General features: G+C 53.0%; 10 protein-coding genes. 7 read left to right on the top strand and 3 right to left on the bottom strand.

Annotated features, from left to right (window positions below; all coding sequences use genetic code 11):
• Position 1 precedes the first annotated feature (1 nt).
• Positions 2-1,588, bottom strand: coding sequence for a hypothetical protein (locus tag VGM48_RS09855; RefSeq protein ID WP_331578534.1), 1,587 nt, complete (start codon positions 1,586-1,588; stop codon positions 2-4).
• 125 nt (positions 1,589-1,713) lie between these two features.
• The gene (locus VGM48_RS09850) at positions 1,714-3,621 is read right to left on the bottom strand and encodes a LamG domain-containing protein (protein WP_331578532.1); all 1,908 of its coding nucleotides are present in this window, start codon (positions 3,619-3,621) and stop codon (positions 1,714-1,716) included.
• 165 nt (positions 3,622-3,786) lie between these two features.
• Here VGM48_RS09850 and VGM48_RS09845 point away from each other — a divergent pair, with 165 nt between their 5' ends.
• The 7 genes from VGM48_RS09845 (at position 3,787) to VGM48_RS09815 (ending at position 11,550) form a co-directional block, all read left to right on the top strand.
• Positions 3,787-4,605 carry a phytanoyl-CoA dioxygenase family protein gene (locus tag VGM48_RS09845; RefSeq protein WP_331578530.1) on the top strand — a complete coding sequence of 273 codons (819 nt, stop codon included), beginning with the start codon at positions 3,787-3,789 and terminating at the stop codon, positions 4,603-4,605.
• Between the two features lie 424 nt (positions 4,606-5,029).
• Entirely contained in the window at positions 5,030-5,431 is a 402-nt protein-coding gene (locus tag VGM48_RS09840; RefSeq protein ID WP_331578528.1) for a response regulator, read from the top strand.
• 148 nt (positions 5,432-5,579) lie between these two features.
• Positions 5,580-6,746 (top strand): sugar transferase, encoded by a 1,167-nt coding sequence (locus VGM48_RS09835; RefSeq protein WP_331578526.1) that lies wholly within the window; start codon positions 5,580-5,582, stop codon positions 6,744-6,746.
• Positions 6,747-6,839: 93 nt separating this feature from the next.
• Positions 6,840-7,742: a glycosyltransferase family 2 protein gene (locus VGM48_RS09830; protein ID WP_331578524.1), complete on the top strand. Its 903-nt coding sequence runs from the start codon at positions 6,840-6,842 to the stop codon at positions 7,740-7,742.
• Between the two features lie 7 nt (positions 7,743-7,749).
• Positions 7,750-9,651, top strand: coding sequence for an asparagine synthase (glutamine-hydrolyzing) (gene asnB, locus VGM48_RS09825; protein WP_331578522.1), 1,902 nt, complete (start codon positions 7,750-7,752; stop codon positions 9,649-9,651).
• A gap of 8 nt (positions 9,652-9,659) precedes the next feature.
• Positions 9,660-10,805, top strand: coding sequence for a glycosyltransferase family 4 protein (locus tag VGM48_RS09820; protein WP_331578520.1), 1,146 nt, complete (start codon positions 9,660-9,662; stop codon positions 10,803-10,805).
• Complete coding sequence (locus VGM48_RS09815) at positions 10,795-11,550, top strand: class I SAM-dependent methyltransferase (RefSeq protein ID WP_331578518.1); 756 nt, start codon at positions 10,795-10,797, stop codon at positions 11,548-11,550. Before VGM48_RS09820 ends, VGM48_RS09815 begins: the two co-directional genes overlap by 11 nt.
• Here VGM48_RS09815 and VGM48_RS09810 read toward each other — a convergent pair.
• Entirely contained in the window at positions 11,537-15,586 is a 4,050-nt protein-coding gene (locus tag VGM48_RS09810; protein ID WP_331578516.1) for an amino acid adenylation domain-containing protein, read from the bottom strand. The two genes, VGM48_RS09815 and VGM48_RS09810, sit on opposite strands and share 14 nt — an antisense overlap.
• Positions 15,587-15,608 lie beyond the last annotated feature (22 nt).

The following is a 15,608-nucleotide window of genomic DNA, read 5'->3' as shown; positions in this document are numbered from 1 at the left end:
GTTATTGCAAGGCAAAGAGTGTATACCTGTTGTTATGAAGCACTGTTTTTCCGGGGACGGTAAAGCCGGGTTTTATTACGGCTATGGCTTCGTTGGAAAGCAGGATGTAATCCACTTTATATTCCGACAGTAATTTTTGTAACGCCGGTTGTTGCCCGGTGCGGATATCGTCGAGCATGGATTCGCGATCGGCTTCCCGTTTTTCGAAATCAACATAAGGATTGGAGAAGGTATAGGCGGTGGAAACCATCTTCCGGCCGGTGGGCATTACGGGAAAGAGGGATGGGTCTTTCTCGCAGAGGATGACCTTGTCCGGAGAGAGATTTTGCATGATATAACTATAAACCTGTTGTTTATCCGTATCGTCCTGTTTGGCGATGGAGAGTTGCCGGCCGACCGTGAAGTCTTCCCGTTTCAGATAGAACGGAAAGCTGGCCGCGGCGATGACCAGGATCGCCAGCGCCCAATATTTTTGCAGGGGGCGGAGAAGGAAGACGAGGCCAAAACCGAAAAATACCGATTGGATGGCTTTTATATACATGAAATAATGGAACGAGGGCACCATTGCCGGCAGGCGGATGCCGTAGCGGTGGTCGAGGCCGGCGACGATGGTTGCGAACAGATAGAGGCCTACGGAGATGTACAGCCAGCTGAGGACGATGTTGCGGACCAGTCCGCGGGGGAAGGTGCGGTAAAAGCTGATCAGGCCGACGATCGCGACGACAAAGCCGAAGGTGAAATTTGCTTTTAACAATCCCCAGCTATGGTTGATAAAAAAGAGTCCTTCGGTGTACTCGGAGGGCTCGCGGTTGATGATGTGTAAATGATATTTCCCGGCGATATAGTAGAAGATGGGTGAGGCGGCGAGGCAGAAGCAGCCAAACGCGATGACGCCCTGGATAAGATAGGTTTTTACCTGGCCGTATTGTTTTTGTCTGAAGGCTTTCAGGAGATTGCCTGCCTGCAGGGCGACCATGATCAGGACGATGATAACGGCCGGGGCTGCGTGGCCCAGGAAGGTGATGCCGATGGCTCCCCCAAGGAGGGCGAACCAGGCGTTCTTTCCGGTGGAGAAGGCTTTATAGCAGAGGAGGATGTCGAGAAAAAAGGCGAAGAGCATGAACGCCGAGGGGTAGAGCCAGGGGGTATAGGTTGCGCCGATGACGAGCAGGATCTTGCCCGAGGAGAGAAAAAGATAAGAGAGTGCCGCTGCGAGAGCCGTCCGGGGATCGAAGAGGCGCAGGCACATGACAAAAAAGAAGAGGGGTCCGAGGATATTGAGCCAGGCGCCGGCCCGGACCAGGACGAGGTTTATGGGCAGTCCGGTGAGCTTTACGATACCTGTTTCGATCAGGAAGAGCAGGGGATTGTACCAGAGCCATTCGTTGAGATAGCTGGGGTCTTTGCCATAGGCACCGTCCAGTGTACCCTGAACAAAGGACATATCGCGATCGAAGTCGACGTCGAAGGGCCAGAGAAGGTCATGGGTAACGCGAAAGCATTGAATAAAGGCGACGGCCAGCAGGACCAGGAACGTGATCCAAACGGCAGTGCGCTGTTTTTGGGTAAGGGTTTGAAGAGAGGACATATGCCAAGATAGCACAGGGTTTTGGGTCTTGCAAGAAAACTCGTGTTTGCGCGCCGGGGCGAACGGCTTTTATGGCTTTTGGGGATAAAAAGGCCGCCTCGTTGTATTGCAGGCGGCCTTTTTTATCAGGGGAGCAGAATTGCCGTGGTGTATAATAACGTATGGAAGTAATAGATGCCCGGTGGCAGTTGGGATATTTGGGCCTTCCCGTTTGCCAGCTGACCCATCCGCAGCAGGTGGCCGCCGGCGTCGAAGAGCGTGTAAGGTTCGCTGCCGCCATGTTGCAGCAGGACTTCGGCCGTCCCTTTACCGGTGGGGTACCAGATGAGTTTGTCGTTGGCGGGGAAGTTGATCAGGCGAACACTGCTGAAGACGTAGTTGCCGTCGAGGTCGACCTGTTTGAGCCGGTAGTAGATGCTATTCCTGCCGGGTTTGGGGTCTATATAGGAATAGCTGAGCATTGTTTTGCTGTTGCCGGCCGCGGGGACGTTTCCGACGTCCGTGTATTTCTTTCCATCGGCGCTTCTTTCGATGATGAACTCGCTGGTATTCTCTTCCGTTGCCGTTTTCCATTGGAGTACCGCATCATTTCCGGAGCGGACGGCGGTGAAGGCGGTGAGGGTAACCGGAAGTTCGCCGGTGAGATTATGCAGGGTGAAATTTGATGTCGTCCCTGTGAGGGCAAAGTTCGCCAGGGTACCGTGGTTGGCGATGTTGCTGTTATCGAGGGCTGTTCTGAACCCGTCGTCGTCGCCATTGGAGGCGCCCTGATCGAAGGTAAACTGTCCGATCAGGTCCGTTTCGGTGCCGTTGAGGGTATTATCGCGGTTAGCGAGGATCTCAGCGGCTGATCGTTGCGTTTTCCAGATACGGACCTCGTCGATACCTCCGGTGAATGGGTTATTGTCGGGGCCGCTGATATTTTTCGAGATACCGAGCGTTACGGGCTGGCCTATCCCGCCGCCCGGGGTGCCGACGATCGTGGCAAGGGGCTGGCCGGCGACATAGACGAGCGTGTTGTTGCTTCCGTCCATTACAAAGGCCATGTGGGTCCAGGTGTTGGTCCCGGCCGGGACGGCGTAATTGAGTGTATTGACAGTGGTGCCGTTGTCGATGCCGATCTGGCTGGCCGAGAGCTGGATGCTATAGCGGACCCCTCCGGGGCCGCGGTTGCCGAAGATCGTACTCCAACCGCTTGTGGGAAGGGTGGAGGGATTGACCCAGAATTCGACGGTTCCGCCGCTGGAAAGATCGTAGCTTTTGTCTGCGAGGGCGGGAATATCCACCTGGTCGTCGACGCCGTCGAAAACGAGAGCATTGTTCCCATATTGAATGGGAGAGGACTGCCAGGAGAGGAGGCCGCCGACGTCGCCGTTGATGGAACCGTTCTGGAGGCTGCCGGTGAAATCGGCGCTGTTGGTAACGATGGTGTTGCTACCATCGTTCATATTATAGTAAGCGTTTAGGGTGTTATCGGCGTTGTTGGGAACGCCGAACATATCGCTTTTTATCAGGGCGGCGGACCTTGGGGTATTCCAGACTTTTACTTCGTCGATCCTGCCGACGAGGGGTTGGGTCAGGTCGGTCTGGACGCCGATGCGAAAGGGCTGATCATCGTTAAAGAAGAAGCCGGCTACATTAGTTATGTATTTGCCATTGACATAGAGCAGGGCGCCGTTTATGTCGGCCTGGTCGAAGCTGAGTGCGATATGGGTCCAGGTGTCGAAGGGCATTGGGAACCCGGTACTCGGCCATGCGGCCGGATCGCCTACCTGAACTGTTCCGTCGCTGGCCAGGCCGATGGAAAAAGCCAACCCGGGCTGGCCTTCCGAGATCATGGTGTGGAAATCTCCGTCGTTCGTCGAATGCGGGACATATACCCAGAATTCGACGGCAAAGTTTCCGGTCACCGGGATCACGTCCACGCCGGCGGTCATGTTGTTGGCGCCCGTAAGATTCAAGGATGAGTTTTGCGAAAAGGCGGTCAGGGACAGGCAAAGCGATACCAGGAGAAAAGTGTAACATTTTCTCATAGGATACTGATTTTAGATTAGCGATCAAGGTAGCCTAAAAAGGCGAGTCGTAATAGTCAGGTGCCCGAAATAAGCGGGGTCTAGGGGTTATTCCTGATGGTAAAAGGCGTGTGTTTTCTACAAGGGTCTTCCATTTTTTAAAAGGAAGGATTAATTTACAGGCAGATGGCGATTTTAAAGAATATACCACTTCCTGAAGGCTTTCTGGATGTCTCCATGGCGCAAAGGGACGAATTCCGGGTCAATGGCCATTTGCTTGTGAGAGGGGTTTTAAATACCCAGGATGTGGCCAATTTTCGACAATTGATCGTGGATGTGGTAAAGCGACAGAGCCGGGAAAAGCGGAGGCTGCCGGAGCGGGGAATCTATGGCCGGGCCTTTGGTCAGATGGTGAATTTGTGGCGGGTGGATGAGGGGGTGAGGCAGTTTGTGTTGTCGAAGCGACTAGCAAAAGTGGCTGCCGATCTGCTGGGTGTGGCCAATGTGCGGATCTACCATGATCATGCTTTGTTGAAGGAAGCGGGTGGGCGGGAAACGTACTGGCACCAGGATCAATATTACTGGCCGTTGGATACGGCCGATACGGTGACGATGGCGATGGCGCTAACGGATCAGACGATCGAGATGGGGATGTTTGTCTTTGCGACCGGGTCTCACCGGCAGGGGACGATCATGGATCCCAAGCTCTCTTCGGAGCCGGATGGGACCTACCGCCGATATATCCGCGAACAGCGTTTTTCGCTTAGCCGGGCTGCGGGGATGCGGGCTGGGGATGCGACCTGGCATTATGGGAATACGGTGCATCATACGGCGGCAAATTTGTCAGACCGGAGGCGAGAAATGATGACAATTACTTATATGGCAGATGGGGCGAGAGTAGCCCAGCCGATCCATCCGGCACAGGTAAGCGAGCTTAATAACTGGCTTAACGGGTTACCCCCCGGGAGGCTGGCGGCGTCGGAATTCAACCCCCTGGTCTTATAGTTGCATTACGTTAAGGGACAGGGCAAAAAATACTCTAAAAAGGGTATTTTTCAAATCGGGAAAAATTCCCAATTTAGCTCTCGAATCTAAAAATAATCACCAAATAATTTGAAAAATAAAAAAGGAGTATGTACCTTCACGCTACTTAACGCCTGCCATATTCTAAAATCCTCTGAATATTGGGCTATATAACTCTTTCATGTATACCTTTTGAGTAACCCACCATCCTTGAAATTCCTTACGATCTAAGATCTGGAATTAGTAAGAAAGTTATAATCCACATTGCTATTTTGTAAAGCCAGCTTCTTCTTTACCACAGAAGCATTTTCTTGAAGCCAATACCTCGTGTTAGCCTGAAGGTAAGTTCCATTGCCATCCTTGAAAGATCAAGTTTCGACTTGAACCCTTAAAATACCCAGTGGTAATGAAAAAACAAATTCTGGCTATCGATGATAGCAAAGCAATCAGATTCTTGCTTCAGACCGTATTAGGAAGAGATTATCAGGTTGTGACCGTGCCTGATGGATATTCCGCCATGTATTATCTTTCTCATCGGGAGCATCCCGATCTGATCATAGCCGATCCCCAGTTGCCTGATATGGAAAAATGGGAATTGATCGAGCAGTTGGCGAGCAGTGGAATGTACGGAGATATCCCTTTAGTGGTATTATCCGGTCTTGATTCGAAGGAGACGGACGCCAAATGTGTGGAGCACGGAGTGCTAAAATATTTCATGAAGCCATTCAATCCGGTAGAGCTGGTGGAAGCCATCCAGGATCTGGTTAGCAATGGCCAGCTTGATAAAGATCGCGTATTAGCGAGTTAGAATTTTTTGGTGTTCTCACCATGAAAAATCTAATCCAATTAAGAGCGTACAGCGTATATAACCCTGAATCGTAAAAAGAAGCGCGCAAGTGAACAAGCTGCTTCATATTTCTGAGCCACCGTATTTATGAATACCGAAAACCTGTTGTATGGATTTAATTTATCTGCCCCAAACTGTACAAAAGGCCAAAAAGATTGCCCCGAGAGCAACTTTTAGGTCGTATCATCTGCCCCAAACCGGCAACTTCCAATTTAGCGGGTTCTGCTATATCGGGAGGAACAGCAATAACATCATGAAGCTCGTGGAGCTTTATAAGGAAGGTGCGGTGCTGGAAGGGCTTGAAAAAGCAAAGACCGAGTTGTTGAAAAGTGTTGAGCAGGGAAAGAACAAATTACCTGAAGTTATCGTTTGTGAGGCGCGTTTTGATTTTGCCGTCATCAGTCATTTCAATCAATTTCTCCGCAAGCATACTGTTCTTAGTGGTATCCCATTTATCCTGGATGTGTCGGGATTAGGGGACAAGGATGTGCTGCTTTACCGTAAGCATGCGCGCCCGGATGAGATGCTGTTCATCGAAGAATGCGAAAAGGAGGACCTGATCTCGAAGATCCGTTTTCTCTGCAAGATGAAGGCGCATACCGGTAAGGATACCGCGGAGCCGAAGATCGAGGAGAAGTCATTGCGCAGTCTGCGGTTTGGACCTATGACGAAGCGCGCTTTCGATATTCTTGTCGCATCGGTCACCCTTTTGCTGTTGAGCCCGCTTTTTCTGTTGATCGCCCTTGCCGTCAGGCTGGAGTCGCGTGGCCCTATCTTTTATATTGCCAAGCGCGCCGGCCGGGGTTATAAGATATTCAACTTCTACAAGTTTCGGACGATGATCCATGGCGCCGACAAGAAGATCGCCGATCTGGCTCATCTGAACCAATATGGTGGAGAGGCAAAGGGTCCCGTCTTCTTTAAGATCAATAATGACCCCCGCATCACGAAAGTGGGTAGTTTCCTTCGGAATACGAGCCTTGACGAGTTGCCGCAGCTGGTAAATGTGCTGATCGGGGATATGTCGCTGGTCGGCAACCGTCCTCTGCCGCTGTACGAGGCCAAGAACCTGACAACGGACGATTATGCGGCGCGTTTTATGGCGCCGGCCGGGATCACGGGGCTTTGGCAGGTGAAGAAGAGGGGGACAAAGGATATGTCGGTGGAAGAAAGGATCAGCCTGGACATCGACTATGCCACCAAATGCAATTTTGTCACCGATTTCTGGATCATCGCGAATACTCCCAGTGCGCTCCTGCAAAGGGAAAATGTCTAGGGGCGGAGTCTTTTTGAGTTTAGCCCCGGATGAACGCGTACCTTAGGTCCGTTCAGTTAATTCGCTTACCTTGCAAAAAAAGAAGATCAACTTATGTTGAAGGATCGTCCTTTAATATCCATTATTGCGTTGAATTGGAACACTACCGCAATAACGTGTGATTTTCTTATTTCCATCCGGAAGCAGAATACCTATTCCAACATCGAGGTCATCGTCGTTGACAACGCTTCGAACGAGGATCCCACCGCTTCCTTTCTGCAGGTTTATCCGGAGGCGAAGATCGTTCGCAATCCCCGCAATCTTGGGTTTTCGGCCGGCAATAACGCGGGCATCCGAAAGGCTGCCGGCGATTATCTTTTTATCGTCAATAACGATACGGAATTCACTCCCGGCCTGCTGGAGGGTTTGCTCGAGGTGTATGAGCAGTTTCCGGATGCGGGGATCGTCTGTCCCAAGTTCCATTATTTTTTTGACAAGGGGACGATCGAGTACGCCGGCTATTATCCCGTCAATATTTTTACCGGTCGCAACAGTATGATCGGGTGCCGGGAGAAGGATCAGGGTCAATATGACCAGATGAAGGAGACGCATTATGCGCATGGAGGCGCCATGATGGTTCCCCGGCGGGTCATCGAGGAGGTGGGTGCCATGCCGGAGGAGTTCTTTCTTTATTATGAGGAATTCGACTGGTCGGAGCAGATCAAGCGGCATGGATTCAAGGTCTATTACCAGCCCAAGTCGCTGATCTATCATAAGGAATCGATGACGACGGGCAAGTCGAGTCCGCTGAAGACCTTTTATCTGACGCGTAACCGGATCCTGTTTATGCGCCGGAATACGCCGCCGCTGGCCTTTTCCCTATTTGCCCTCTATTTTGTTCTTTTTACCATACCCAAGAATACGCTGACCTATCTTGTCAGAGGTCAGAAGAAGCATCTGAACTCTTTCTGGAAGGGCATTTTGTGGCAATTCAATCGTACCATTACCTTTAACTGATCTATCTATGTGTGGAATCACCGGCTTCGTGGATTTTAAAAAGACTACCGGCATCGACGTGCTGCGGAAGATGTCGGATGCGATGCTTCATCGCGGGCCGGATGACGGCGGCTGTGAGGTATATGAAGCTCCGGACGCGGCGATCGGCTTTGGTCAGCGCCGGCTGTCGATCCTCGATCTGTCGCCGTTGGGACATCAGCCGATGCATTTTGGCGAGCTGATCGTGAACTTCAATGGGGAGATCTATAATTTTAAGGAGATCAGAAAAGAGCTGGAGGGGAAGGGTTATTCCTTCAATTCCTGGTCGGATACGGAGGTAATCCTAAAAGGATATGATTGTTGGGGGATCGACGTGGTACAGAAATTTGTCGGCATGTTTGCTTTTGTTCTTTACGATAAGAAGAAGCAACAGATCACGCTTTTGCGTGACCGTGCGGGTGTAAAGCCGTTGTATTATTACTGGAACGATGAGATCCTTTTATTCGGGTCCGAACTAAAAGCCCTGTATGCCCATCCTGCTTTTGAAAAGAAGATCGATATCAACAGCGTGGCGCTTTTTCTGCAATTCAGCTACATCCCGGCACCGCACAGCATCTTCCACCGGACCTACAAATTGTTGCCCGGTCATTATCTGACGATCGATCTGGCCAGCCGCAAGCAGCAGTTGGTGAAGTACTGGGATGTTTTCGATCATTATAACAAGCCCAAGCTGGACCTGTCCGATCAGGAGGCGATCGAGCAAACGGATCAGCTGCTGAAGAACGCCTATGAGTACCGGATGGTAGCCGATGTGCCGGTCGGGCTCTTTCTTAGCGGCGGCTATGACAGCAGCAGTGTAGCGGCTTTGCTGCAGACGGGGCGGACAGAGAAGCTAAAGACCTTTACGATCGGGTTTAATGAAAATGAGTTCAACGAGGCGCCCGAGGCGAAGAAGATCGCCGGGTATCTTGGGACGGATCATACGGAATGGTATCTCACGGCGAAGGAAGCGGGGAGTGTGCTGGACCGGTTGCCGGAGATCTATGATGAACCGTTTGCCGATAATTCCACCGTACCGACGGTGTTGGTGAGTGTGCTTGCGCGGAAGCAGGTGAAGGTGGCGCTGAGTGCCGATGGGGGAGATGAGATCTTTGGCGGCTACAATAAATTCAACCAGGCGGAGAAATATACGAGTCAGTTCCCGCCTTTTGTGCAAAGCCTGATCAGCGGGACGATGTCGCTGATCAATCCCGAGTATATTCCTTTCTTTAACAGTAAATATAATTTTGCGACCCGGTACGAGAAGATGCGGCTTATCTGGAAAAGCCATGATCCCGTCACCGCGGTGAAATATATCAGCCAGTATATCACGGAAAAGGAGGTGGAATCCTTTCTGGGCCGGCCTTTTGAGCGGTATCACACCTTCTTTGAAGACGGTAGGTTGCTGGAGCATAATGACGGAGTTGTCAACCGGCTTCTGGCTATCGACTACAAGACTTTTCTGGTGGATAACAATCTGGTGAAGATGGACCGGGCGACGATGTCCGTGAGTCTGGAAGGACGGGAGCCGATGCTGGACCACCGGGTGATCGAATTCCTGGCGCAGTTGCCTTCCTCCCTGAAGATCAGGAATGGGGTGAACAAATGGCTGTTGAAGGAGGTGGTGCACCGTTATATTCCTAAAGAGCTGATGGAACGGCCCAAACGACCTTTTATCGCGCCGCTGATGGTCTGGTTCAGGGAAGAGCTGAAGGAGCAGTTGCGTTATTATCTTAGTGAGAAGGCGCTTTCGGCTACGGGTGTATTTGCTTTTGGACCCATTATTCAATTGAGAGATGAATACCTTGCGGGTAAAAAAGTAAACTATCAGAAATTGTGGCAGGTGTTGATGTTCCAGCTTTGGTATGACCGCTGGATAGAGAAACTATAATTATGGCTATGGGAAAAAAAATCAGGGTCCTTGAGTGTATCCGGCAGGGCAAGATCGGGGGCGGTGAGTCTCACTTGCTGAATCTTGTGGAGTACCTCGACAAGAGCCGGTTCGAGCCGGTGGTGCTGAGCTTTACCCAGGGGCCGATGATCGACAGGCTGCAGCAGATGGGGGTAGGAACCGATGTTATCTATACGGAGAAGCCTTTTGATCTGACCAAGTGGGGAAGGGTGAAGGAACTGCTCAGGGCTAAGAAGGTGGACCTTATTCACGCGCATGGGACGCGTGCCGCCAGCAATGTACTCTGGGCGGCGAGGTCTCTTGGGATACCCGTGGTGTATACCATACATGGATGGTCCTTTCACCAGGATCAGCAGACGCTACTGAAGCGGATGCGGATCGCCGGCGAGAGCTATATCACGACCCGGACCGCGGTGAACATCTCGGTGTCCGAGGCTAACCAGGCTTCGGGGAGAAAGAACATAAGGGGATTTGAGTCTGTGCTTGTTAATTACGGCATCGATCAGAAGAAATTCTCGCCTGCCGGGGTTAGCAAGGATGTGCGGGCGGAGCTGGGGATCGCATCCGATGACCTGCTGGTGCTTTTTATCGCGCGTTTCACCAAACAGAAGCAGCCCCTGGCGATGATCAGGGCCTTTAAAGCGGCGTTGGAGACGGTACCGGGCATGCGGCTGTTGATGGTGGGGGATGGGGAACTGAGAGAGGAAGCCCTGAAGCTTAGCAGTGAGCTTGGGCTGGGGGAGCGGATCCTCTTTCAAACCTTCCGGCAGGATGTGCCCGACGTTTTGGCTGCGGCCGATATCTTTGTGCTGCCGTCGCTTTGGGAGGGTTTGCCGATCGGACTGTTGGAGGCAATGGCCATGGGGAAGGCGATCATCGCCTCCGATGTGGATGGCACCGGAGAGGTGCTTAAACACCGGGAAAACGGGTTATTGATCCAGACGGGGCAGCTTGTATCCTCCCTTACGGAGGCCCTGGTCCAGTTGGGCCGGGACCGGGAAATGCAGAAAAAATTTCAGCAAAGGGCCATAGAAACGATCAGCGGACGTTTTAACGTTGTGCGGATGGCCCGGGAAATAGAGGCTATATATACTGATGTGTTAAACAAACCCTTAGCTAACAATGGAATTTAGAAAGATTGTCGATATCAAGCGTGTGAACTTTATCGTGGATGCCCTGAAAGCCAACCTGCCCGAGGGAGCGGAGGTTTTGGATGTAGGCTGCGGCAACGGGGTGATCTCGAGGTATCTCGGCGAGAAGGGGTTTGTGGTTCGCGGGGTGGATGTGAGTCCTAAGGCGATTGAGAAGGCCCGGAGCCTGAATACTTTTCCCAATGTCCGGTTCGAGGTGGTAAGCGCCGAGCAGCTGGTTGCGGACGGGCAGCGGTATCATGCCGTGGTTTGCAGCGAGGTGTTGGAGCATTTGAACGATCCGGGGAAACTGCTGAAGGTGCTGCACCAGATCCTGCATGACGATGGGGTGCTGGTAGTAACGGTGCCAAATGGCAAGGGGCCGCGGGAAAGTCTGGTGACGAAGCCGGTGCAGCGGATGCAGAAGAAGAACAGCTGGCTTTGGCGGAGTGTCAATAAGTTTAAGCAGGGTCTTGGCTACAAGGGCACCACGGTGCAATCGGATGCCGATGATCTAACTCATATTCAATTCTTTACACGTCCCTCGCTCGAGAAATTGGCCAGTGATAATACTTTCCGGATCGTGCGGTTCGGGAAGACCAATTTTATCGAAGACGTATTTCCTTTCTCCCTCTTTACCAAGAAGATCAAGGTCCTTCAAAAATGGGATTGCGCCCTTGCCGAGGTGTTGCCTTATCAGTGGACGGGTGGTTTTGTGACAGTATGGGAAAAGACTAAGACCCGGTAAGCTTTTTCCGTTTAGCGAGGGGAAGCATTTTCACGATCTCTTTTTGTTCCTTCCCGGAATTCTCATTGCGCTGGTCGAGACACCTTTGCAGGATCACGGCCATTTTCTTGTAATGAGGGTCCATCAGGAAGGTTTTGTGGTCGCCGGGAACATCATGGACGGATACACCTTCCAGCGCATATCTCTGCCAGCTTAGGTATTCCGGGTCGCTTACGAAGAACAGACGGGTCTCCGCCCTGAAGAGATCTACCTCGATATCAAGGGGTTGCAACTGGAAGTCGCTGTAAGCGATCTCTATCTTCTCATTGATCTCTGCGGCATGTTCGAGGGTATCCAGTTCGTTCTTTTCCTCCGGCAGCAAGCCGACTTTTTCGAGGGGCTGGCGCATTTTTTTACGGAAGAAGGTGGTCTGATACCGGATCGTCTGGCCGGGATGTCTGCCCAGGGATTGGAGGATGAAGAGCATTTTCGGGAACTGGCGGAATATTTTCCGGATCATTCTTTTCCAAAGTGGGGCGAATTGAACCGAGGTGTTGTCGGCTGCCGTATCGAATATCCCCAGCATTTTTACTTCTTTTCCCAGTGCTTTGAGCTGCCGCGCCATTTCGAAGGCCACGAAGCCCCCGAAAGAATAGCCGGCGAGATTGAAGGGGCCATCGGGGTTATGTTCCAGGATTTCCGAGACATAGTGGCCGGCGATGGCGTCCATGTTATCCAGTGGCTTGTCGATGCCATTGAGGCCCCTGGCCTGCAGGCCATAGACCGGTTGGTCGGGGTCCATGCTTTTTACCAGGGAGTGGAAGATGAGGACGGTAAGACCTGCGCCGTGAACGATATACAACGGGGTTTTGGACCCTTCCGCGCGGATGGGGACCAGCGAGCTCCAGGATACGGCACTGTCGGTTTGTTCGAGGCGCCGGGCAAGTTGGGCGATGGTAGGGCATTCCACCAGGGTTGTCAGGGGCAGTCGTTTACCGAGGGCTTTATCCAGCTGGGTCATGACCTGGATGGCGATCATGGAGTGGCCGCCGAGTTCGAAAAAGTCATCATGGATGCTGACTTTGGTCAGGCCGAGGGACCGGATCCAGGAGGCGGCGATGATCTTTTCCAGTTCGGTAGTGGGTGGAACAAATTCTTTTGTCGAAGAGGAGGCTGCGCCCTCCCTTGCCGCCGGACGGGGAAGGGCTTTGCGGTCGATCTTGCCGTTTGCCGTCAGGGGCAATTGCTTCATCGCCACAAAGTCATTTGGGACCATGTAGGCGGGCAGGAGATTGTGCAGGCCATTTTCCAATGCGCGCTGTTGTTGGGCGGGAACATGGCTTCCTTCGGGCAGATTGGCACTGGTCGGGACGATATAGGCTACAAGGCGCTGGTCGCCGGGCCGGTCTTCCCGGGCGATAACCACGGCTTCTTTCACACCGGGCTGTTTGATGAGGCTATGTTCTATTTCGCCCAGTTCGATGCGATGGCCGCGGATCTTAACCTGGTGGTCGATCCGGCCCAGACAGAGGATGTCGCCATTCTCGAGCAGTCTGCCGAGGTCGCCGGTGCGATACATCTTTGTGTTGCCGGTGGCAAAGGGATTGTTGACGAATCGTTCGGTTGTGAGGGCCGGGCGGTTATGATAGCCGCGGGCAACGCCGTCTCCGCCGATATAGATCTCTCCGATGGCGCCGAGGGCCACGGGGCTGGCGGTCTCATCGAGGATGTAGACTTTTGTATTGTTGATGGGCCGGCCGATGGTGATGGCTTCTTCGTTGGGCTGGATCTGTTTTACGGTGGACCAGATAGTCGTTTCGGTAGGGCCATACATGTTCCAGAGCGAGGCGCATTTGGAGACCAGGATCTCGGCCAGGTCTTTCGGCAGGGCTTCACCGCCACAGAGGGCTTTCAGGGGCAGGGGAGCATCCCAGCCCGCTTCCAGCATCATCCGCCAGGTGGATGGGGTAGCCTGCATTATACTGATCTTTTCCGTGCGAACGATATCCAGCAGGATGCGGCCGTCCTTTGTCGAATCTGCGTCTGCCAGGACGAGGGTGGCGCCGGTGACCAGGGGCAGGTATAGTTCCAGGCCGGCGATATCGAATGAAATGGTCGTCACGGCCAGCAGGCGATCGGCGGGGGTGATACCGGGCAGATGCTGCATGCTGAGCATGAAATTGACCAGGTTGTGGTGTTCTATGGCGACGCCTTTCGGGGTTCCGGTGGACCCTGAGGTATAGAGGATATAGGCCAGGTCCGATCCGGTGCCGGTTACGGGGGGTGTGGAGGGGTAGTTGTTTATTTTGTTCCAGCAGTCTTCGAGGATCAGGTTCTTTGCCTCAGAGCGGAAGCGGCTGCGATATTTTGCGGCGGTGAGCAGGATACCTGCGGCGGCGTCCTTGAGCATGAATTCGATCCGGTCGTCCGGGTAGGCGGGGTCGAGGGGGATATAGGCGGCGCCTGCCTTCCAGATGGCGATCAGCGCAATGACCATTTCCGCAGAACGATCGAGGGCCAGGCCAACGGCATCTCCTTTTTTGACGCCATTTGCTTTTAGCAGATGAGCGAGGCGACTTGTCTTTTCCGCAAGAGTCTTATAAGTGATGACGACACCCTGGAATTGCAGGGCGGCGTGGCTGGGGTTCGCCGCCGCCTGTTCGTCGATAAAGGCGTAGAGCGGCTTGTCCTTTGGATATTCGAATGCCGTATCGTTCAGACTATTGAGCCGGGCGTTGGAGGCATAAGAATCCATCACCTGAAGGTTCCTGATCAGGGTATTTGGGTTGGAGGTCAGTTCCCGGAGCAGGTGTACAAAAGTATCCATCATCCGCCGGATCGATTCCGGTTTGAAGAGCTGGGTATTATAGGACCATTCGAGTACAAGGGATTGTTCGGAGCCGGAGGCGTTGAGGAAGATCTCGAAATTTTCAAACTCGCGGGGGTTATAGGCCATCCGGTAGGCGAGGTTGTGAAAAGCAACGCCGTTGTCCAGGCCCATATCGATATTGAAGACGACCGGGACCAGTGGGATGCGGGATGGGTCGCGGGAGATGGGTAGGCGTTTCAGCAGGCTGCCGAAGGTGAACTCCTGGTGGTCGTAGGCGTCGAAAATCTTTGGCTTCCGCTGTTTGAGATAATTGAGGAAGGAGAGTTCGCCGTTTGGCTGGCTACGGAGGGGGAGCAGGTGGACGCAGTGGCCGACGAGGTTTTGATAGCCTGCCGCCGACTGACCGGCGGCGGGGAGACCGAGAACGATATCGTCCTGACCGGTCAGGCGGTGCAGGAAGAGTTCGAAGGCCGTCATCAGGGTCATCACCATGCTGCAGCCTGCACCGGCCCCCAGTTTCTTTATGGCTTGGGTCAGGACGGAATCGAGGGCATAATCATCCCGTCTGCTTTTGTAGGTGCGCAGGGCGGGGCGGGGGAAATCCGTGGGCATGTCGAGGACGGGAACACGGGCTTTATACTGGTCGAGCCAATAATTTACCGTCCGGGTGTATTCGGGGCTTTCGAGGAATTGCCATTGTTCGAGGGCGTACTGGCTGAAGCGGAGGGCTTCGGGCAGGGCGGGGATCGTTCCTTTTGCGTAGACGGAATAGAGTTTTCCCAGGTCTTGCAGGATGATCCCGAGTGACCAGCCGTCGCAGATGATATGGTGGGCCGTCAGTTTGAAGAAATACGTTTCGTTGTCGAGGTGGAACAGGGCCATCCGGAAGAGGGGGCCATTCAGGAGATCGAAGGCCGATTGGGCATCGTTCTTTGAGAAAATGTCGATAAAGGCCTGTTGTTCTTCCGATGAGAGGGTGGAGATATCCTCAAAATAGAGGTTTGTGGGTAGTTCCCGAAAGACCATGATCTTCCGCCCATCGGCGCTGAATACCGAACGGAGAGCTTCGTGCCGGGCAATCAGGTCCCGGAGGGCGTTCTCCATGGCAGGCCGGTCAAAAGGGCCGGTAAGGCGAAGGGATACCGATTCGTTATAGGAACGGTTAGCGTCGTCTCCACCGAGGCGGCAGGAGATCCATATCTCCAGTTGCGGCTCAATAGCAGGCATTACCCGAATAATTTCGGGTCCG

The sequence above is a fragment of the Puia sp. genome (assembly GCF_036500295.1).
Classification (GTDB): domain Bacteria; phylum Bacteroidota; class Bacteroidia; order Chitinophagales; family Chitinophagaceae; genus Puia.
Note: the sequence above shows the minus strand (reverse complement) of the source record. Positions and strands in the feature narration are given on the sequence as shown.